This window comes from Pseudomonas flexibilis, assembly GCF_000802425.1.
In the GTDB taxonomy this organism is placed as follows: Bacteria; Pseudomonadota; Gammaproteobacteria; order Pseudomonadales; family Pseudomonadaceae; genus Serpens; species Serpens flexibilis.
Genome location: NZ_JRUD01000029.1, coordinates 1 through 18,788 on the forward strand (window position 1 = coordinate 1; position 18,788 = coordinate 18,788).

General features: G+C 65.5%; 18 protein-coding genes and 1 pseudogene. 10 read left to right on the forward strand and 9 right to left on the reverse strand.

Features of this window, described 5'->3' with window-relative positions:
- Positions 1 to 67 precede the first annotated feature (67 nt).
- Genes SF06_RS18130 through SF06_RS16040 form a run of 5 tightly spaced genes read right to left on the reverse strand, consistent with a single transcriptional unit; the run spans position 68 to position 4,267 of the window.
- Complete coding sequence (locus SF06_RS18130) at positions 68 to 319, reverse strand: cysteine-rich CWC family protein (RefSeq protein ID WP_324606725.1); 252 nt, start codon at positions 317 to 319, stop codon at positions 68 to 70.
- Positions 319 to 1,065, reverse strand: coding sequence for an SAM-dependent methyltransferase (locus SF06_RS16025; RefSeq protein ID WP_027591714.1), 747 nt, complete (start codon positions 1,063 to 1,065; stop codon positions 319 to 321). Before SF06_RS16025 ends, SF06_RS18130 begins: the two co-directional genes overlap by 1 nt.
- A 23-nt stretch (positions 1,066 to 1,088) precedes the next feature.
- A complete protein-coding gene (locus SF06_RS16030; RefSeq protein ID WP_027591715.1) occupies positions 1,089 to 1,556 on the reverse strand; it encodes a DUF1810 domain-containing protein in 468 nt (155 codons plus the stop codon).
- A gap of 39 nt (positions 1,557 to 1,595) precedes the next feature.
- Complete coding sequence (locus SF06_RS16035; protein WP_039562655.1) at positions 1,596 to 3,254, reverse strand: ATP-dependent DNA ligase; 1,659 nt, start codon at positions 3,252 to 3,254, stop codon at positions 1,596 to 1,598.
- Positions 3,251 to 4,267 carry a ligase-associated DNA damage response exonuclease gene (locus SF06_RS16040; protein WP_039562656.1) on the reverse strand — a complete coding sequence of 339 codons (1,017 nt, stop codon included), beginning with the start codon at positions 4,265 to 4,267 and terminating at the stop codon, positions 3,251 to 3,253. Before SF06_RS16040 ends, SF06_RS16035 begins: the two co-directional genes overlap by 4 nt.
- Before the next feature lie 176 nt (positions 4,268 to 4,443).
- Between SF06_RS16040 and SF06_RS16045 the strand changes: the two genes are divergently transcribed.
- A complete protein-coding gene (locus SF06_RS16045) occupies positions 4,444 to 4,890 on the forward strand; it encodes a hypothetical protein (protein WP_039562657.1) in 447 nt (148 codons plus the stop codon).
- A gap of 161 nt (positions 4,891 to 5,051) precedes the next feature.
- Positions 5,052 to 5,138, forward strand: a pseudogene (locus SF06_RS18905) (DUF421 domain-containing protein); the annotation flags it as partial.
- A gap of 61 nt (positions 5,139 to 5,199) precedes the next feature.
- On the opposite strand, the gene SF06_RS16050 reads toward SF06_RS18905, so the two are convergent.
- From SF06_RS16050 to SF06_RS16065, 4 genes are all read right to left on the reverse strand, one after another.
- Complete coding sequence (locus SF06_RS16050) at positions 5,200 to 6,249, reverse strand: alkene reductase (RefSeq protein WP_039562658.1); 1,050 nt, start codon at positions 6,247 to 6,249, stop codon at positions 5,200 to 5,202.
- A 239-nt stretch (positions 6,250 to 6,488) separates the two neighbouring features.
- On the reverse strand, positions 6,489 to 7,772 hold the full coding sequence (locus SF06_RS16055) for an MFS transporter (protein ID WP_039562659.1): 1,284 nt from the start codon (positions 7,770 to 7,772) through the stop codon (positions 6,489 to 6,491).
- Between the two features lie 126 nt (positions 7,773 to 7,898).
- Positions 7,899 to 9,053, reverse strand: coding sequence for an acyl-CoA dehydrogenase family protein (locus tag SF06_RS16060; protein ID WP_027591721.1), 1,155 nt, complete (start codon positions 9,051 to 9,053; stop codon positions 7,899 to 7,901).
- 64 nt (positions 9,054 to 9,117) lie between these two features.
- Positions 9,118 to 9,966, reverse strand: coding sequence for an IclR family transcriptional regulator (locus SF06_RS16065; RefSeq protein WP_027591722.1), 849 nt, complete (start codon positions 9,964 to 9,966; stop codon positions 9,118 to 9,120).
- 251 nt (positions 9,967 to 10,217) lie between these two features.
- Between SF06_RS16065 and SF06_RS16070 the strand changes: the two genes are divergently transcribed.
- The 8 genes from SF06_RS16070 to SF06_RS16105 all read left to right on the forward strand — a co-directional run.
- The gene (locus SF06_RS16070) at positions 10,218 to 11,003 is read left to right on the forward strand and encodes an enoyl-CoA hydratase (protein WP_039562660.1); all 786 of its coding nucleotides are present in this window, start codon (positions 10,218 to 10,220) and stop codon (positions 11,001 to 11,003) included.
- A gap of 2 nt (positions 11,004 to 11,005) precedes the next feature.
- A complete protein-coding gene (locus SF06_RS16075; protein WP_039562661.1) occupies positions 11,006 to 12,535 on the forward strand; it encodes a 3-hydroxyacyl-CoA dehydrogenase in 1,530 nt (509 codons plus the stop codon).
- 24 nt (positions 12,536 to 12,559) lie between these two features.
- Positions 12,560 to 13,762: a 3-oxoadipyl-CoA thiolase gene (locus SF06_RS16080; RefSeq protein ID WP_039562662.1), complete on the forward strand. Its 1,203-nt coding sequence runs from the start codon at positions 12,560 to 12,562 to the stop codon at positions 13,760 to 13,762.
- A gap of 73 nt (positions 13,763 to 13,835) precedes the next feature.
- Entirely contained in the window at positions 13,836 to 15,068 is a 1,233-nt protein-coding gene (locus SF06_RS16085) for a CaiB/BaiF CoA transferase family protein (protein WP_039562663.1), read from the forward strand.
- 85 nt (positions 15,069 to 15,153) lie between these two features.
- The gene (locus SF06_RS16090; RefSeq protein WP_039562665.1) at positions 15,154 to 16,140 is read left to right on the forward strand and encodes a Bug family tripartite tricarboxylate transporter substrate binding protein; all 987 of its coding nucleotides are present in this window, start codon (positions 15,154 to 15,156) and stop codon (positions 16,138 to 16,140) included.
- Between the two features lie 61 nt (positions 16,141 to 16,201).
- Entirely contained in the window at positions 16,202 to 16,714 is a 513-nt protein-coding gene (locus SF06_RS16095; RefSeq protein ID WP_052199853.1) for a tripartite tricarboxylate transporter TctB family protein, read from the forward strand.
- A gap of 24 nt (positions 16,715 to 16,738) precedes the next feature.
- On the forward strand, positions 16,739 to 18,214 hold the full coding sequence (locus SF06_RS16100; RefSeq protein ID WP_027591913.1) for a tripartite tricarboxylate transporter permease: 1,476 nt from the start codon (positions 16,739 to 16,741) through the stop codon (positions 18,212 to 18,214).
- Positions 18,215 to 18,235: 21 nt separating this feature from the next.
- Positions 18,236 to 18,788: electron transfer flavoprotein subunit beta/FixA family protein (locus SF06_RS16105; RefSeq protein WP_039562666.1), on the forward strand; the 553-nt coding region annotated here is incomplete at its 3' end.

Genomic DNA, 18,788 nt, shown 5'->3' on the forward strand with positions numbered 1-18,788 from the left:
GTCTGTACTTGCGTCAGATGCGAACTTGGTCCCTCATCCCCGACAGGCACAAACATACAAGCGAACTTCAGTCGCGAGCCTCGAACCCGACCGCACAACGCGGACACAGGCAGGCCCGGTCCACCTGATCCGGCGGCAGCCGTTGCAGCGCTTCCGGGCTCACCGTCACCTGTCGACACCAGCATTCCGCGTCGAAATGCCCGGCGGCGGCCGGCGCGCACTGATTCGCACCGCCACACAGCGGACAGCGTTGGAGGGGAAGGGGGTTCTGCATACGTTGACTACCTGTAAGGGGCCGAGCGGCGCGCGGATTCTGCATCACCGCGCCATCAGTGCAAATACGCCCCAGCCCAGGTACTCGCGCGTATACGTGGCATAACGCACCGGTTCCGAGGTCAGTTGGGCGCGCACCTCGTTCGCCAGCTCGTCGCCGGGATTGGCGGCCAGCCAGCGGCGCATGGTGAGCCATTTGGCCGCCTCGTATCGGTCCCAGCCGTCCTGGTCGGCCAACACCATTTCCACCACGTCATAGCCGAGGCGGCCTAACGAGGCGAGCAGCTCCGGCAGCAGGAGAAAGTCGGCCATCGAATGGGCCTGGCAGCCCCTGGCCACGTCCTCCGACGGCGGTAGCTGTCGCCAGTAGGGTTCGCCGATAAGGATGATTCCTCCGCTGCGCAGACTGCGTGCCAGCAGCGCGAGGGTGCCGGCGACGCCGCCGCCTATCCAGCTGGCGCCGACACAGGCGGCCACATCGACCTTCTCATCGGAGACATAGCCGGCGGCATCGCCGTGGACGAACGTGACCCGATCGGCCACGCCCAGCTCCACGGCACGGCGCTTCGCCTGCTCGCTGAACAGCTGGCTCAGATCGACGCCGGTGCCCACCACGCCGTGATCGCGCGCCCAAGTGCAGAGCATCTCCCCCGAACCGCTGCCCAGGTCGAGTACCCGGGCACCCGGCTCCAGGCGCAGCGCCGCACCGAGCGTGGCGAGCTTGTCGGGCGTGATCGGATTGTGGATACGGTGAGCGCTTTCCGTGATGTTGAAGATGCGCGGGATGTCCATGGGTAGATTCCTCAATTGAGTGCTTACGGCTCGGGCCCTTGCGCATCAGGAGCAACGCTACCTGCCTCGCCCAGCAACCGGAGTGTCCGCGCATCCGGCTCTCCTGCAAAGAGACGTTCCAGCGCAGCGCCGAAAACCGGCTCGTCGGGATCGGCGCGGGCGAACAGGGTCATGCACGAGCGGAACTTCAGCGCATCGAGCTCGCCCAGCACCAACTCCGCTCCGAGGGGCTGGTGCGCCAGCATGGCTGCCGTGGCGTCGCGCAGCCGCTGGCCCAGCAGCGGATGCGCAAGATACGCCCGCGCCTCGGCCAGTCCACTCAAACCGTAATAGTCGGCGTTGACGCTGCGCCCCAGCCCCTTGAGCTGGGGAAACACGAACCAGATCCAGTGCGTTCGTTTCCGGCCCGCACGCAGCTCGGCCAGCGCCGTTGTGTAGGAGGCGTGCTGGGCTTCGATGAAGCGCGAAAGGTTGAACACATCGTTGGTCATGGGGACTCCGCTAGGGGGGGTAATGAGGTGCGCTCGTCGTCAGAGCAGTCCCTGCAAGGTCGCCAGGGTGTCGGCTTCCTCGACGCGCTTGTCGGTACGCCAGCGCAGGATGCGCGGAAAGCGTACCGCCACGCCGCTCTTGTGGCGCTTGGACAGCGCAATGCCCTCGAAGCCCAGCTCGAACACCAGCGTCGGGGCGACGCTGCGCACCGGGCCGAAGGTCTCCACCGTGGTGCGGCGGATGATGGCGTCCACCTGGCGGATCTCCGCATCGGTCAGCCCCGAATAGGCCTTGGCGAAGGGCACCAGCACCCGCTCGCCGGGCGCCGAATCGTCCCACACCGCAAAGGTATAGTCGGTGTACAGGCTGGCCCGGCGACCGTGGCCGCGCTGGGCGTAGATCAGCACCGCATCCACGAAGAACGGATCGATCTTCCACTTCCACCACAGCCCCAGGTCGCGGGTGCGCCCCACGCCGTACAGCGAGTCGAGGCGCTTGAGCATCATCCCTTCCACGCCGAGGCTGCGCGAGGCTTCGCGTTGCTCGGCCAGCGCTTCCCATGTGTCGCCGCTCAGTTGGGGCGACAGGCGCAGGGCGGGATGCGCGACCGCGGCCACCAGCCGCTCCAGCTCCATCCGGCGGTCTTCCTGGGGGCGGCTGCGCCAGTCCTCGCCCTGGTACTCGAGCAGGTCATAGGCCAGCAACACTGCTGGCACCTCGTCCAACAGCTTGCGGCTCAGCGTCTTGCGGCCGATGCGTTGCTGCAGCAAGGCGAAGGGCAGGATGCCGAAGGCCGCGTCGTTGCCCGGCGGCGGATCGCGCCAGACGACGATTTCCCCATCCAGCACGCAACCGTCCGGCAGCGCCGCGGCCAACGCCTGCAGCTCGGGGAAACGCTCGGTGATCAGCTCCTCGCCCCGCGACCACAACCAGGACTGCCCGTCGCGACGAATCAGCTGCGCGCGGATTCCGTCCCACTTCCATTCCACCAGCCACTCCTCCGGCGGGCCGAGCAGCGCCGCGAAGCGCTCCACCGGCTCCTGCAGCGGATGGGCGAGAAAAAACGGGTAGGGCTGGCCGCCGCGCTGGGCATGTTCATCGCCGGACTCCGGCGCGATCAGCGCCAGATAGTCGGCCGCAGTCGGGCGGTGCGCCAGGTCCGTGTAGCCGACCAGGCGCTGGGCGACGCGCTTGGCATCCAGTCCGGCCAGGGTGGCCAGGGCGCGGGTGACCAGCAACTTGGAAACCCCGACGCGAAAAGCGCTGGTGATCAGCTTCAGACTGACCAGCAGGCTCGGCCGGTCCAGCTGCGTCCACAGGGCGGCGAGGCGTTCGGCCAGTTCTTCCGGTGGCAGACTGCGCAGGGGCAGCAGCGCCTGCTCCATCCACCAGGCCAGCCCGCGCTCGCTGCCGGGGCCGGCTTCGGGCAGCAGCAGGGCGATGGTTTCCGCCAGGTCGCCCACCGCCTGGTAGCTCTCCTCGAACAGCCAGTCGGGCAACTGCGCCTGGCGGGTGGCCAGCTCGCGCAGCAGGCGGGTCGGCACCAGCTGGCGCGGCTTGCCGCCGGCCAGGAAGTACACCGCCCAGGCCGCGTCGGCCGGCTCGGCCTGGCTGAAATAGGCCTGCAGAGCGTGCAGCTTGGCGTTGCTGGAGGTGGTGGCGTCCAGCTGGGCGTACAGCTCGGCAAAGGCCTTCATGTGGCCGCCTCGCTGACGGGCGTGTCGTCCTCCTCGCCGTACTCGGTGGCAAACGCCCGCGCGTCCAGGCCCTGTTCGCACAGATAGCGCACCAACGGCTCCACCTGGCCATGGGTGACCATCACCCGCTCGGCGCCGGTCTGCGCGATGGCCCACAGCAGGCCGGGCCAGTCGGCGTGGTCGGACAGCGCAAAGCCCCGGTCCACGCCACGCCGCCGGCGCGTGCCGCGCAACAGCATCCAGCCGCTGGCAAAGGCGTCGCTGCAATCGCCGAAACGGCGCATCCAGGGACTGCCGCCGGCCGAGGGCGGGGCGATCACCAGGGCCTGGCGCAGCGCCGGATCGTTCTTGCGGAAATGGCCGGCGTATTGGGTTTCAGGCAGGTAAACCCCGGCGGCGCGGTACACCCCGTTCAACGGCTCCACCGCACCATGCACCAGCAGCGGACCGATGCCGGCGTCGATGCCGTGCAGAATGCGCTGCGCCTTACCGAACGCATAGGCGAACAGCACGCTGGCCCGCATGGCCTCGGCATTGGCGCGCCACCAGGCGTTGATGTCGGCGAAGATCGCCGCCTGCGGCGCCCAGCGGTAGATCGGCAGGCCGAAGGTGGATTCGGTGATGAAGCAGTGACAGCGCACCGGCTCGAACGCCGCGCAGGTGCCGTCCGGCTCCACCTTGTAATCGCCCGAGGCCACCCAGACCTCGCCACGGTACTCCAGCCGTACCTGCGCCGAGCCCAGCACATGGCCGGCGGGGTGAAAGCTGAGGGTCACGCCCTGATGCTCGATGCGCTCGCCATAAGGCAGCGTCTGCAGATTGATGTCCGACCCCAGTCGCACCCGCAGCACGCCTTCGGAGGGCGCCGCCGCCAGATAGTGCCGGCTGCCCCAGCGCGCATGATCCCCATGGCCATGGGTGATCACCGCACGATCCACCCCGCGCCAGGGGTCGATGTAGAAATCACCGGCCGGACAGTACAGCCCTTCCGGGCGGGCAACGACCAAATCCATGCAAATGCCACCGGGGGAGGAGGGGTATGTAGGTTAAGAGTCGGGTGGGGTGGGGGAGGTTCGTTGGCGGGGGCTGGGCCTGGCACAGCCGAGGGTCACGCGGGCAGATTCCGGAGGTAAGGTGGCATGTGGGTTGCTTGCCTGAATGCGGTAGGGCCATTTCTTGAGGAAATTCAATGATCTCGGGTATTTCGTCGCACGCCATTTCGACTGTTTTCTCCCCAAAGCCTGCCGATGGCGGCAAAGTTTTGCCTCATCCCAAACAAGCCACTGAGTCGATTGGTTCGGATCAAGCATTTCCGAACCTTGAAACCGTAGCGGCGCTCTCCTCTATCGCCCAGAAATATGATGTTCGGAGCATGTCTCCCCGCGAAATGGCATCGATGAGTCAGGAGCTGTTTCAAGGCGGCTTTATCTCCTTCCAGGATCACGCCTTGTTGTCGTTTCAGCCTGATCTGGGCCATGCGCTGCCCGGTGCTGTTCAGCAACCCGACATGCCGCTGGATTTCATTGCGCACTGGGAAAGGCAGTTGCAGGTTCATGCGCAGCGTGGCGAGACGTCCTTCGCTGCAAATGACAGGAAGATCCTGAGCCTCCTCGGAAATTTGGAAGTATTAGCCTGACCGGGGAGTTTCGCGTCATTAAGAAATGTGCGCGATGCTGTCTTGCTTCGATTCCCTCCAATGGCCTTACTGGCGCCGTCTGACGGTTGGTCATTCGCTCTGGCTGAAATTTCCTGCTGACAGTCCTGTCCACCCTGCATGGCCTATATGCGGAGGCGATCATGGAAGGCATGTTTTTCAGTAGCGGAACAGCTCTGATACGCACGCTGGTTGTAAGCGTGCTGGCCTATATCAGCCTGGTGCTACTGTGCGCAGAAAAGCCCGACCTGCATCCCTCTAGGTCGGGCTTTTTGCCGCACTTAGTCGTAATTACATCGTCGGGTAATCGTTATAACCCTCAGGGCTTGAGCCGTAGAAGGTCTCGAACTTCGGCTCATTCAGCGGCGCATCCTGCTCCAGTCGCTTCACCAAATCCGGGTTGGCAATAAAGGGCACACCAAAGCTCACCGCATCGCACTTGCCGGCCGCCAGCCAGGCATTGCCCTGCTCCTTGGTAAAGCCTTCGTTGGCAATCAACGCACCACCAAACTGCTGCTTCAGTTGCGGAGCGAGGCTGTCTTCGCCTTCCTTCTCGCGGGTGAAGATGAAGGCGATCTTGCGCTTGCCCAGTTCGCGGGCGACGTAGCCGAAGGTTTCCGCCGGGTTTTCATCGCCCATGTCGTGGCTGTCGCCGCGCGGGGCGAGGTGCACGCCGACGCGGCCGGCGCCCCAGATTTCGATCAGCTTGTCGGTGATTTCCAGCAGCAGGCGGGCGCGGTTTTCCACCGGGCCGCCGTAGGCGTCGGTGCGCTGGTTGGTGCGGCTCTGCAGGAACTGGTCGATCAGGTAGCCGTTGGCGGCGTGCAGTTCCACGCCGTCGAAGCCGGCTTCCTTGGCATTTTCTGCACCCTTGCGGAAGGCTTCGATCACGCCGGCGATCTCGGCGGTTTCCAGGGCGCGCGGGGTTTCATAGTCCTTCTTCGGACGCAGCAGGCTCACGTGGCCGGCGGGCTTGAGAGCGCTCGGGGCGACGGGCAACTGGCCGTCCAGGTAGATCGGGTCGGAGATGCGGCCCACGTGCCACAGCTGCAGGACGATCTTGCCGCCGGCGGCGTGCACGGCGTCGGTTACGGTGCGCCAGCCCTGGATCTGTTCGGCGCTCCAGATGCCGGGGGTGTTCGGGTAGCCGACGCCCATCGGGGTGACGGCGGTGGCTTCGGTGAGGATCAGCCCGGCGCTGGCGCGCTGGCGGTAGTACTCGACCATCAGCGCGCTGGGCACGCGGCCGGCGTCGGCGCGGCAGCGGGTGAGGGGCGCCATGATGATGCGGTTGTTGAGGGCGAGGTCGCCGAGGGTGACGGGGGTAAAAAGGGTGGGCATGGAAGATCCCTGTATTTCCGGTTGGGAGGATGGCAGGAAGATGGGGGCGGGGTGGGGGTTTGCAAGGGACGGGTGCATGGAGCCGAGGGAACCGGTGGTTCGTCCGGTGGCCAACGCGTTGCGTTGACCAGCCTACGGGGGTGGGTGCATCCAATAAAAAACACCCCGGCGGCGCAGGCCGGCGGGGTGTTCGCGTGGGCTGCGCGGCTGTGCATGGAAGCCGCGCAGGGATCACTCGGTTACTGCTTCTGCGGGTCGAACTGCTTGTCCTTGATGAACAGGGCAGGGATCACCCCACAGATGAAGTAGGCCGCGCCCATCACCAGGAAGCCCAGGCCGATGGAGTACTGCGTGGCCAGGAAGCCGATGGCGGCCGGGGCGATGGCCGCACCGATACGACCGATGTTGTAGGCGCCGCCCACGGCGGTGCCGCGGTACTTGGCCTGGAACGACTCGGTCATGTAGGTGGCGTTCACGCCGTAGGGGATGCCGTACAGGAAGCCGAACACGACCAGCATCCACAGGATGGTGTCGGGGCTGTGGTACAGCACGATGATCGGCAGGAACACGGCGGTACCGATGGCGCCGAAGGCGTACACGGCGCGGCGACCGAACTTGTCCGCGGCCATGCCGGCCAGGATCTTGCCGAGGATCATCGCGGTGTAGGTGCCGACCAGGTAGGCGGTCATGGACTTGAAGTTCATGCCCATTTCGGTCTGCAGGTAGGCCGGCATCCAGTTGTTCACGCCGTAGTAGCCGAACTGCAGGAAGCCCGCGGTCAGGCACCAGAAGATGAACATGCTGCGGGCCTGACGGTCGCCGAAGATCATCTTGTAGGCGCTTTCGCGCTTTTCCGGAGCGGCAGCGGTGTCCTTCACGCCTTCGGCCAGCTTCTTGGCCTGCTCGGCCTTGGCCTTGACCCAGGCGGCCGGCTCGGGAACCAGGCGCTGCATGAAGATGGCCAGCAGCACCGGGATGATGGCGACGTAGAACAGGTAGCGCCAGCCGTAGGTCGGCAGCAGCCAGCCGGCGAGCAGGGTGGCCACGATGTAGCCCACGGACCAGCCGGCCTGCAGGGTGCCCAGTACGGTGGTGCGGTACTTGGTGGGCACGTACTCGGCCATCAGGGTGTTACAGGCCACGTACAGTGCGCCCAGTCCCAGGGAAGACACGAAGCGGAAGAATGCGAACTGCCAGTAGCTCTGGGTCATACCCAGTGCGGCGGTGCCGACCGAGAACAGGACGATGGTCCAGACCACGGTCTTGACGCGGCCAAAGCGGTCGCAGGCCCAGCCACCGTAGATGCCGCCGATGGCCATGCCCGCGAGGGTAAAGCTACCCAGGCTGCCGGCTTCCAGGTTGGTCAGGCCGAATTCTTCCTTGAGGCTGGTGAGGCTGTAGGACAGCAGCATCAGATCCGCGCCGTCGATCAAGAGACCGAGGAAGCAGAAGATGAAAACGATGATCCAGATTTTGCTCTGCGGGGCTGCGTCGCCCGGCAGCGTGCTCGTCGTGGTGCTCATTACGACCGAAACCTTTTGTAGTTATCTGCGATACGGGGAAGCGATTCCCCGCGTGAATCCCATCCGGACGCGCCGCCCGGAAGCCCGGGCGGCGAACCGAAGTCCAGCGCCCGGACGCGGGTCGGGTTAGCGCTGCGCTTCGCGGATCATGTTGCGGGCGATGATCACCTGCTGGATCTGCGTGGTGCCCTCGTAGAGGCGGAACAGGCGCACGTCGCGGTAGAAGCGCTCGATGGCGTATTCGCTGATGTAGCCGGCGCCGCCATGGATCTGCACGCCACGGTCGGCCACGCGGCCGCACATTTCGGTGGCGAACATCTTGGCGCAGGAGGCTTCGGTGCTGACGTTCTGGCCGGCGTCGCGCTTGCGCGCGGCGTCGAGCACCATGCAGCGGGCGGCGTAGATCTCGGCCTTGCTGTCGGCCAGCATGCCCTGGATCAGCTGGAACTCGGCGATGGCCTGGCCGAACTGCTTGCGCTCCAGTGCGTACTGCAGGGAGTCAGCCAGCATGCGCTCGGCGGCGCCCACGGACAGGGCGGCGATGTGCAGGCGGCCCTTGTCGAGCACCTTCATGGCGGTCTTGAAGCCGACGCCTTCCTTGCCACCGATCAGGTTCTCGGCCGGTACGCGGACATTCTCGAAGATCACGTCGGCGGTGTGGGCGCCTTTCTGGCCCATCTTGTGGTCGCGCTTGCCCACGGTGACGCCGGGGGTGCCGGCTTCGACGATGAACGAGCTGATGCCGCCCGCGCCCTTGATCTCGGGGTTGGTGCGGGCCATCACGGTGAAGATGCCGGCGTGCGGGGCGTTGGTAATGAAGCGCTTGGTGCCGTTGATCACGTAGAAGTCGCCATCGCGCACGGCGGTGGTCTTCAGGGAAGCGGCGTCGGAACCCGAATCCGGCTCGGTCAGGCAGAAGGAGCTGAGGAACTCGCCGGCGGCCAGCTTGGGCAGGTACTTGGCCTTCTGCTCGTCGGTGCCGTCCAGCAGGATGCCGATGGAGCCGATGCCGTTGTTGGTGCCGATGTAGGAGCGGAACGCCGGGGAGGTGCGGCCCAGTTCAAAGGCGATGTTCACCTCTTCTTCCATGGTGACGCCCAGGCCGCCGAAGTCCTCCGGAATGGTCAGGCCGAACAGGCCCAGGTCCTTCATCTGCTGGACGATATCGGCCGGCATCTCGTCGGTTTCGGCCACTTCATTCTCACGGGGAATGAGGGTTTCGTTGACGAACTGGCGGATGGTATCCAGCAGGATTTGCAGGGTTTCCGGATCGCGGATCATGTGTACTCCTCGGGGTCCGATCAGTCGGACGTGTCATATCGACGAGGCATGACCCGCGTCGCTATCAGCGGGTACTGGCCTCGATGTTGCTAACCATGTGGACCAGTCGCGGTCCGATGTCCTCTTCCAGCTTTTCGCGCGAGAGCTGGAAACTCGGGCCGCCACAGTTGAACACCAGCAGCCCGTGCTGCGCGTGCACCATGGGCACGGCCACGGCATTCACATCCCGGTGCCATTCGCCGATCGACAGGCAGTAGCCGTAGTCGGCGTAGTCCCGGAAGGCCTTTTCCAGTCCCTTGCGGATCTTCGGCCAGTCCTCCGCGTGTCGCGTGCGGATGTGGTCCAGCAGAAAGTCGCATTCGCTCTCTGGCAGTCCGGCCAGACAGGCGCGTCCCGCCGCACTCAGATGCAGGGGCAGGTGGGTACCCACCTGGCGGCGCATCGTGAGGTTGCCCTGGCCGTGCACCACGTCCAGGTAAACCATCTGCAGCCGGTCCCGGGCCGCCATGGCCACCGCCGCGTTGGCGTGGTTGGCCAGCTGCTCCATCAACGGATGCGCCACCGCCCGGATCGACAGGTTGGAGAGCATCGCGTAGCCGAACGACATGACGCCGACGTCCAGCTGGTATTTCCCACCCGGCAACTGCTTGAGGTAGCCCAGGCGCGTCAGGGTGTACGTCAGCCGGCTCACGGTCGGCCTCGGCAGATTGGCCTTGCGGGCCAGCTCCTGATTGCTCAACACGCTCTCGCGCGGGCTGAAGCAGCGCAGCAGCTCCAGGCCACGGGCCAGCGCCGTGACGAACTGGCGGTCCTTTTCCTCCTCTTCGAAGGCGGACATCGGGTCGAGCAGCACCCGTTCGACGTCCGAACCGGTCTCCTGCTCAGGGGACCGATCCCTGATCTTGCGCTGCATGGTAGAGCCTCCATTTTCCTAAAATCAAATTTTCGAAATTGTATTCCGCATAGCGGACATTGAGCAAGAGCCGCGAGCTTGGCGGATTTTCCCCGGTTTGCTGGCCAAATTGCAGCGGTTTCGTTCGACCAAAGTCGTAGGTCCGAGGAGTGACATTTACAGAAAACGAACTTCGAACCTATCATTCTGGCGAAACGTGAAATGCAATTTCGCATAGCGGACATTGCTGCATGGTCAGAACCGGAGCAGAGATGAGCCAATCCACCGATCCAGTCGTGCTGCTGGAGTATCCCGTCGACGGCGTCGCCGTCGTGCGCATCAGCCGTCCCGAAGCCAAGAACGCGCTCAATTCGGCCGTTCGTCATCAGCTGGCCGAACACTTCCGGGCGCTGGCCCGGCGCGACGACATCCGCGCCATCGTGTTGACCGGGGGCGAGCAGTTCTTCGTGGCCGGTGCGGATATTAAAGAGTTCGCAACCGCCTCGCCGATTGAGATGTATGGCCGTCACACCGAGTTGCTGTGGGACCCGATTGCCCGTTGCCCGAAGCCAGTCATCGCGGCGGTCAACGGCTTCGCCCTGGGCGGCGGCTGCGAGCTGGCGATGCACTGCGACATCATCGTCGCCGGTGAATCCGCCCGATTCGCCCAACCGGAAGTCAAGCTCGGCCTGATGCCGGGCGCCGGTGGCACCCAGCGGCTGGTTCGCGCGGTCGGCAAGTTCCAGGCCATGCGCATCGCTCTGACCGGCTGCATGGTCAAGGCTCCCGAAGCGCTGGCCATCGGCATGGTCAGCGAAGTGGTGCCGGATGATCAGACCCTGACGCGGGCACTTGCCCTGGCCAGCGAAATCGCCGCACTGCCGCCGCTGGCCGTGCAACAGATCAAGGAAGTGATGCTGGCTGGCGCCGACCTGCCGCTGGACAGCGCACTGACCCTGGAACGCAAGGCGTTCCAGCTGCTGTTCGATTCCGCCGATCAGAAGGAAGGCGCCGCCGCCTTCTTCGAGAAGCGCAAACCTACCTATCGCGGGGAGTAAGCATGGCCCGTTCGATCCAAATCATGGGGCTGGTCGGCACCGGCGTGATGGGCGCCGGTATCGCCCAGATCGCCGCCCAGGCCGGCGTGGAAGTCCGTCTGTTCGACGCCCGCGAAGGCGCGGCCCAGGCCGCCCGCGACAACCTGGCGGGTACCTTCGCCAAGCTGGTGGCCAAGGGCAAGATCACCCAGGCATCCGCCGATGCGGCCCTGGCGCTGCTCAAGCCGGTCACCCGAATCGAAGAACTGGCCGGTTGCGACATGGTGGTGGAAGCCATCGTCGAGAACCTTGACGTCAAGCGCGGCCTGCTCACCCAGCTGGAAGGCATCGTGGATGCCGAGTGCATCTTGGCGACCAATACCTCGTCGCTGTCGGTGAGCGCCATCGCCACCGCCTGCCAGCACCCCGAGCGCGTGGCCGGTTTCCACTTCTTCAACCCGGTGCCGCTGATGAAGGTCGTCGAAGTCATCGACGGCATCGCCACCGAACCCGCCGTCAGCGACGCGCTGCTGGACCTGGCCAAGCGCATGGGCCACACCGGCGTGCGCGCTCAGGATACCCCTGGCTTCATCGTCAACCACGCCGGCCGTGCCTACGGCACCGAGGCCCTGAAGATCCTCGGCGAGGGTGTGGCGCCCAAGGGTGATGTGGACCGCATCCTGCGCGAAGGCGCCGGGTTCCGCATGGGCCCGCTGGAGCTGTTCGACCTGACCGCGCTGGATGTCTCCCATCCGGTGATGGAATCCATCTACACCCAGTTCTATCACGACCCCCGCTACCGTCCCTCGCCGCTGACCCGCCAGATGCTGGTGGCCGGCCGCGTCGGCCGCAAGGTCGGCCAGGGCTTCTACCGCTACGAGAACGGCCAGATGGTCGACGCGCCGCAGCCGCAGCCGGTGCCGACCGTCGAGCAGCTGCCGCCGGTGTGGGTGATGAGCGAGAACGCCGGGGACCAGCAGAAGCTGGTGGCGCTGGTGAAAGCGCTCGGTGCCCGCGTGGAGGAGGGCGAGCGTCCTTCCGACGAGGCCCTGTGCCTGATCGCGCCCTATGGCGATGACGCCACCACCGCCGCCACCTGCTTCGGCGTGGATGCGGCGCGCACCGTTTGTATCGATCTGCTCACCGACCTGTCCCGTCACCGCACCCTGATGATGACTCCGGCCACTCGTCCCGACATGCGCGACGCCGCCCATGCGCTGTTCGCCCGCGATGGCGTGGGCGTGACCGTGATCCGTGACAGCGTCGGCTTCGTGGCCCAGCGTGTGCTGGCCATGGTGGTCAACCTGGCCTGCGACATCGCCCAGCAGCAGATCGCCAGCCCCGAAGACATCGACCAGGCCGTGCGCCTGGGCCTGGGTTACCCCCAGGGTCCGCTGGCCTGGGGCGATAGTCTCGGTCCGCGTCGCCTGCTGACCATACTGGAGCGCATGGTGGACATGACCGGCGACCCGCGTTACCGCCCGAGCCCCTGGCTGCGTCGCCGTGCCCAACTGGGCCTGTCGCTGCGCCAGGCAGAGCCGTCCGCCGTCTAATCCTTCTTCTATATAGGTTTCAACATGCTCAACGCCTACATCTACGCGGGCCTGCGTACACCCTTCGGTCGCCACGGCGGTGGCCTGGCGCCGGTGCGCCCGGACGACCTGGTCGCCGACGTGATCCGCGAGCTGATCGCCCGCACCGGTATCGACGGCGCCGCCGTCGACGACCTGATCCTGGGCAACACCAACCAGGCCGGCGAAGACAGCCGCAACATCGCCCGTCACGCCGTGCTGCTCTCCGGCCTGCCGGTCACCGTGCCCGGTCAGACCGTCAACCGCCTGTGCGCCAGCGGCCTGGCCGCAGTGATCGACGCCGCCCGCGCTGTCACCTGCAACGAAGGCGAGTTGTTCGTCGCCGGCGGCGTGGAAAGCATGTCCCGCGCGCCGTTCGTCATGGCCAAGGCGGAGAAGGCCTACAGCCGCGACTTCACCGTATACGACAGCACCATCGGCGCGCGCTTCCCGAACCCGAAGATCATCGCCCAGTTCGGCAACGACACCATGCCAGAAACCGGCGACAACGTGGCCCGTGACTTCGGCATCAGCCGCGAAGAAGCCGATGCCTTTGCCGCCGCCTCCCAGGCCAAGTTCGAAGCCGCCCGCCAGGCCGGTTTCTTCGCCGAGGAAATCCTCCCGGTGAGCGTGCCGACCGGCCGCAAGACCCCGCCGGCGATCATTGCCGAGGACGAGCATCCGCGTCCGCAGTCCGACCTGGCCGCGCTGGCCAAGCTGCGTCCGCTGTTCGAGGGCGGCGTGGTCACCGCCGGTAACGCCTCGGGCGTCAACGATGGCGCCGCCGCGCTGCTGATCGGCAGCCAGGCCGCCGGCGAGAAGCACGGCCTCACGCCGATGGCGCGCATCCTGTCGGCGGCCGCCGCCGGCGTCGAGCCGCGCATCATGGGTGTCGGCCCGGTCGAGGCCATCAACAAGGCCGTCGCCCGCGCCGGCCTGACCCTGGCCGACATGGACATCATCGAGATCAACGAAGCCTTCGCCTCCCAGGTGCTGGGCTGCCTGAAGGGCCTGGGCGTCGCCTTCGACGACCCGCGCGTGAACCCGAACGGCGGCGCCATCGCCGTGGGTCACCCGCTGGGCGCCTCCGGTGCCCGTCTGGCGCTGTCCACCGCGCGCGAACTGCAGCGCAGCGGCAAGCGCTACGCGGTCATCAGCCTGTGTATCGGTGTCGGCCAGGGCCTGGCCATGGTCATCGAGCGCGTCTGAGAACACGGCCCTTTCGGCCATTTAAACCAGGTCGGCGGCATTGCCCGCCGGCCGCGTTGAAAAGGTAAGAGACATGGGTGCATTGAGTGGGATTCGGGTACTGGACCTGAGTCGTGTGTTGGCAGGCCCCTGGTGCGGCCAGATCCTGGCTGACCTGGGCGCTGAAGTGATCAAGGTCGAGCGTCCGCGCGTGGGTGACGACACCCGTGGCTGGGGCCCGCCGTACATGAAGACCCCGGAAGGCGAGAACAGCGCCGAGGCCTCCTATTACCAGTCCGCCAACCGCAACAAGCTGTCGGTGTCCATCAACATCGCCACGCCGGAAGGCCAGGAGCTGGTGCGTGCACTGGCCGCCACCTCCGACGTGCTGATCGAGAACTACAAGGCCGGCTCGCTGGCCAAGTACGGCCTGGACTACGAAAGCCTGTCGAAGCTCAACCCGCGCCTGGTCTACTGCTCGATCACCGGCTTCGGCCAGACCGGCCCGCGCGCCGAAGAGCCGGGCTACGACTTCATCATCCAGGGCATGGGCGGCCTGATGAGCATCACCGGCGAGAAGGACGGCGTGCCCGGCGCCGGCCCGCAGAAGGTGGGCGTGGCCGTGGCCGACGTGATGACCGGCCTGTACTCCACCATCGCCATCCAGGCCGCGCTGCTGGCCCGCGAGAAGACCGGCCGCGGCCAGCACTGCGACATGGCGCTGCTGGACGTGCAAGTGGCGGCGCTGGGCAACCAGAGCCAGAACTACCTGAGCACCGGCCGTTCGCCGGGCCGCCAGGGCAATGCCCACGTGAACATCGTTCCGTACCAGGTGTTCACCGCCAAGGACATGGACTTCATCATCGCCTGCGGCAACGACACCCAGTTCGTCGCCCTGTGCGACGCCATCGGCCTGCCGGAGCTGCCGCTGGACCCGCGCTTCACCAAGAACGCCGACCGCGTGCGCAATCGTGACGTCATCGTCGGCATCCTGTCCGAGCACTTTCTCACCGACACCGCCGAGAACTGGGTCTCGAAGATCCACGCCGTGAAGGTGCCGGTCGGTGTGATCAACGACATCGGCCGCGCCCTGGCCGAACCGCAGGTGCTGGCCCGCGACATGCTGGTCAACATCCCGCACGCCCAGAACCCGGACTTCAGGATGGTCGGCAGCCCCGTGAAGCTGTCCGACACCCCGGTCGAGTACAAGCGGCCGGCGCCGATGCTCGGCGAGCACACGGACGAGGTGCTCAGCACCCGCCTGGGGCTGTCCGCCGAAGCCCTGGAGCTGCTCAAGGACAAGGGAATCATCGAGCAGCTGAAGTAATCGCTGGCTCACTGCCTGAGCTGGAAGTCCCCGGTCGTGTAGCGACGCGGCCGGGTCAGCAACACGCAACCACAAGAGAGACAATATGAAACCGTTGATGAAAATGCTGATGGCGGCAGGTGCTGCCGTGTTCCTTCCGCTGATGGGCACGAGCGCCCAGGCCGCGGACTGGCCCGCCAAGAACGTCACCCTGGTGGTTCCCTACGCCGCCGGTGGCACCACCGATATCCTGTCCCGTCGCGTGGCCGACCTGCTGGGCACCGAGCTGGGCGTCACCGTGATCGTCGAGAACCGTCCCGGTGCCGGCACCACGGTCGCCACCGCGCAACTGGCCCGTGTGTCCAAGCGCGATGCCGATTACCGCGTGCTGATGTCCTCCCCGGGACACACCGTGGGTGCCAGCCTCTATCCGCTGTCGTATGACCCGGTGAAGGATTTCCGCTTCATCCAGAACGTCATCGACATCCCCAACGTGCTGGTCGTGCCGGCCAAGAGCAAATACCAGACCTTCGAAGAGTTCGTTGCGGCTGCCAAGACCGAGGCGACTTCCTACAGCTCGCCCGGCATCGGCAGCTCGATCCACATGTCCGGTGAACTGTTCAAGTCGAAGATCGGCGCGCCGAACATGACCCACGTGCCGTTCCGTGGCAGTGGCGAGGCGCTGCCGGCGCTGCTGGCCGGTGACGTGGATTTCTCGTTCGAGAACCTGCCGACCGTCTACCCGATGATCAAGTCCGGTCAACTGCGCGTGCTGGCGGTCACCACCAACGAGCCCTCGCCGTTCCTGCCGGAAGTGCCGACCGTCAAGGCCGCGGGCGTCGCCCACGGGCTGGGCGACTTCGCGACCTCCGCCTGGTTCGGCCTGATCGGCAGCGCTTCGATGTCCGACGAGGCCTACGGCAAGCTGCAGGTGGCGGTGAACAACGTCATGCAGAGCCAGGCCTTCAACGATTTCCTGCCGCAGCTGGGTGCGATTGCCGGCAAGGAATCGGGCGATGCCTTCAAGGCCATGGTCGAACGCGACATCAACCAGTGGGCCGCTCTGGTCGAGGCGACCGGCCTCGGCGAATAAGCGCCTGCAGCTCCACGGGGCGTCGCGGTACGCGGCGCCCCCTGTCTGACTTGGTAGACGTATGAACAACACCGTTATTCGCCAGAAGATGCGCAGGCTCGCCAGCGGCGAGGCCGTCATCAGCCTGGTTCTGATCGCAACGTCGCTGACGTTTCTCTTTTATCTGATTCCCGAATACATCGTGGAGCCGCGCCGACTGCAGTCTCCGCTGCTGTCGCCGCTGATCCTTCCGCAGATCATGGGCTGGATGATCCTGTTGCTGGGCGTCGGCCTGGTGCTGGGCACGCTGTTCGGCCCGCAGCGCGAGCGGGTGGAAAAGAGCACCCCGCTGCGTGACCTGCCGGTCATTCAATGGCTGCTGCCGTTGCTGGCCTTCGCCGTCTACTACTTCGGCTTCGAGGCGCTGGGCGCGGCGGTGTGCGGTGTGCTGGCCACGCTGCTGCTGTTCGTCGCCATGGGCGTGCGGCACATCGGCATCTATCTGCTGGGTGTCGTGATGCCGGTCGGCATCTGCCTGGCCTTCGACTATGGCCTGAACGTTCCCCTGCCGTACGGCAGCCTCTGGGGATATTGAGTTCCCGCTTGATGAGACGATGAGATGGACCAGATCCTCGAGGTGCTCAGCCTTTTCCTGAGCGTGGAAAACATCCTGATGATCGCGCTTGGCGTGGTCATCGGCGTCGTGATCGGCGCCATTCCCGGCCTGACCGCCACCATGGCGGTGGCCCTGGCCCTGCCGTTTACCTTCGGCATGGAACCGGTCACCGCGATCCTGCTGCTGGTCGGCATCTACAAGGGCGGCATGTACGGCGGCTCGATCACCGCCATTCTGATCCGTACCCCCGGCTCGCCGGCGTCGGCCAGCACCCTGCTGGACGGCTACCCGATGGCGCAGAAGGGCGAGGCGAAGAAGGCGCTGTCCATGGCGCTGTACGCGTCCTGCATCGCCGACTTCATCTCCAACCTGTCGCTGATCTTCCTGGCGGGCTTCCTGGCTCAGCTGGCGCTCAGCTTCGGGCCGCCGGAGTATTTCTGGCTGATCTGCTTCTCGCTGACCATCATCATTTCCGTATCCGGCGACTCGGTGATGAAGGGGCTGGTCGCCGCCGCCCTGGGCGTGATCCTCGCCCTGGTGGGCATGGATCCGGTGTACGGCACCGAGCGCCTGACGTTCGACAACTTCAACCTGATGGACCGCATCAACTTCATCCCGCTGTTGATCGGCCTGTTCGCCATTCCCGAAATTCTTGAGTTCTACCTGTCCAGGGCCCGCGAGCACATCCAGACCGCCGTGGCGGGTGCCGACATGACCTGGCAGGAACTCAAGCGCAGCATGCGCACCATCATTCGCGGCAGCTTCATTGGCGTGATCATCGGTGCCATTCCCGGCACCGGCGCGACGGCTGCGTCGTTCATCTCCTATTCGGAAGCCCGCCGCAATTCGCCCAACCGGGAGAACTTCGGCAAGGGTGAGATCGAGGGTGTGGCCGCAGCCGAGTCGGGCAACAACGCGGTGGCCGGCGCGACCATGATCCCGCTGCTGTCGCTGGGCATTCCCGGGGACGTGATCACCGCGATCATCCTCGGCGCCTTCATGATCCACGGCCTGACTCCCGGACCGATCCTGTTCCAGGAGAACATGAACCTGATCTATGCGCTGTTCTGCGGCATCATGCTCAGCTCCGTGGTGCTGTTCGGCACCGGCAAGCTGGCGATCCGCTACTTCTCGCGCATCGCCGACGTGCCCAAGCAGATCCTGTTCCCGATCGTGCTGATGTTCTGCATCTACGGCGCCTACGCCGTGAACAACAGCACCTTCGATATCGCGGTTATGCTGGTGTTCGGTCTGGTTGGCTTCATCTTCAACCGCACCGGGTTTGCCGCCGCGCCGTTCCTGATCGGTTTCATCCTCGGGCCGATGCTGGAGGACAACTTCCGGCGTTCCCTGCTGATCAGCAACCACAGTTTCGATGTGTTCGTGCGCAGCCCCATCGACTGGTTCTTCATCGCCCTGACCCTGCTGTCCCTGGGCTTTGCGCTGCACCGCTACATTCAATCGTTACGCAACAACTGATTGCCGCTAATCGGAGACATTATGAAAGTCCTGGTAACCGTCAAACGCGTGGTCGACTACAACGTCAAGGTTCGCGTCAGGGCGGACAACTCCGGCGTCGACCTCGCCAACGTCAAGATGTCGATGAACCCCTTCTGCGAAATCGCCGTGGAAGAAGCGGTGCGTCTGAAGGAAAAGGGCATCGCCAGCGAAATCGTCGTCGTGTCCGTCGGCCCGAACGCCGCCCAGGAGCAGCTGCGCACCGCGCTGGCGCTGGGCGCCGACCGCGCCATCCTGGTCGAGAGCAACGAGGAGCTGAACTCCCTGGCCGTGGCCAAGCTGCTCAAGGCGGTGGTCGACAAGGAACAGCCGCAGCTGGTCATCCTCGGCAAGCAGGCCATCGACAGCGACAACAACCAGACCGGCCAGATGCTGGCCGCGCTGACCGGCTACGCCCAGGGCACCTTCGCCTCCAAGGTGGAAGTGGCTGGCGACAAGGTCAACGTCACCCGCGAGATCGACGGCGGTCTGCAGACCGTGGCGCTGAGCCTGCCGGCCATCGTCACCACCGACTTGCGCCTGAACGAGCCGCGCT

Excerpts from the sequence above, each read along its gene's own strand:
- SF06_RS18130 (WP_324606725.1), bottom strand. The coding sequence starts at position 319 with ATGCAGAATCCGCGCGCCGCTCGGCCCCTTACAGGTAGTCAACGTATG.
- SF06_RS16025 (WP_027591714.1), bottom strand. The coding sequence starts at position 1,065 with ATGGACATCCCGCGCATCTTCAACATCACGGAAAGCGCTCACCGTATC.
- SF06_RS16030 (WP_027591715.1), bottom strand. The coding sequence starts at position 1,556 with ATGACCAACGATGTGTTCAACCTTTCGCGCTTCATCGAAGCCCAGCAC.
- SF06_RS16035 (WP_039562655.1), bottom strand. The coding sequence starts at position 3,254 with ATGAAGGCCTTTGCCGAGCTGTACGCCCAGCTGGACGCCACCACCTCC.
- SF06_RS16040 (WP_039562656.1), bottom strand. The coding sequence starts at position 4,267 with ATGGATTTGGTCGTTGCCCGCCCGGAAGGGCTGTACTGTCCGGCCGGT.
- SF06_RS16045 (WP_039562657.1), top strand. The coding sequence starts at position 4,444 with ATGATCTCGGGTATTTCGTCGCACGCCATTTCGACTGTTTTCTCCCCA.
- SF06_RS16050 (WP_039562658.1), bottom strand. The coding sequence starts at position 6,249 with ATGCCCACCCTTTTTACCCCCGTCACCCTCGGCGACCTCGCCCTCAAC.
- SF06_RS16055 (WP_039562659.1), bottom strand. The coding sequence starts at position 7,772 with ATGAGCACCACGACGAGCACGCTGCCGGGCGACGCAGCCCCGCAGAGC.
- SF06_RS16060 (WP_027591721.1), bottom strand. The coding sequence starts at position 9,053 with ATGATCCGCGATCCGGAAACCCTGCAAATCCTGCTGGATACCATCCGC.
- SF06_RS16065 (WP_027591722.1), bottom strand. The coding sequence starts at position 9,966 with ATGCAGCGCAAGATCAGGGATCGGTCCCCTGAGCAGGAGACCGGTTCG.
- SF06_RS16070 (WP_039562660.1), top strand. The coding sequence starts at position 10,218 with ATGAGCCAATCCACCGATCCAGTCGTGCTGCTGGAGTATCCCGTCGAC.
- SF06_RS16075 (WP_039562661.1), top strand. The coding sequence starts at position 11,006 with ATGGCCCGTTCGATCCAAATCATGGGGCTGGTCGGCACCGGCGTGATG.
- SF06_RS16080 (WP_039562662.1), top strand. The coding sequence starts at position 12,560 with ATGCTCAACGCCTACATCTACGCGGGCCTGCGTACACCCTTCGGTCGC.
- SF06_RS16085 (WP_039562663.1), top strand. The coding sequence starts at position 13,836 with ATGGGTGCATTGAGTGGGATTCGGGTACTGGACCTGAGTCGTGTGTTG.
- SF06_RS16090 (WP_039562665.1), top strand. The coding sequence starts at position 15,154 with ATGAAACCGTTGATGAAAATGCTGATGGCGGCAGGTGCTGCCGTGTTC.
- SF06_RS16095 (WP_052199853.1), top strand. The coding sequence starts at position 16,202 with ATGAACAACACCGTTATTCGCCAGAAGATGCGCAGGCTCGCCAGCGGC.
- SF06_RS16100 (WP_027591913.1), top strand. The coding sequence starts at position 16,739 with ATGGACCAGATCCTCGAGGTGCTCAGCCTTTTCCTGAGCGTGGAAAAC.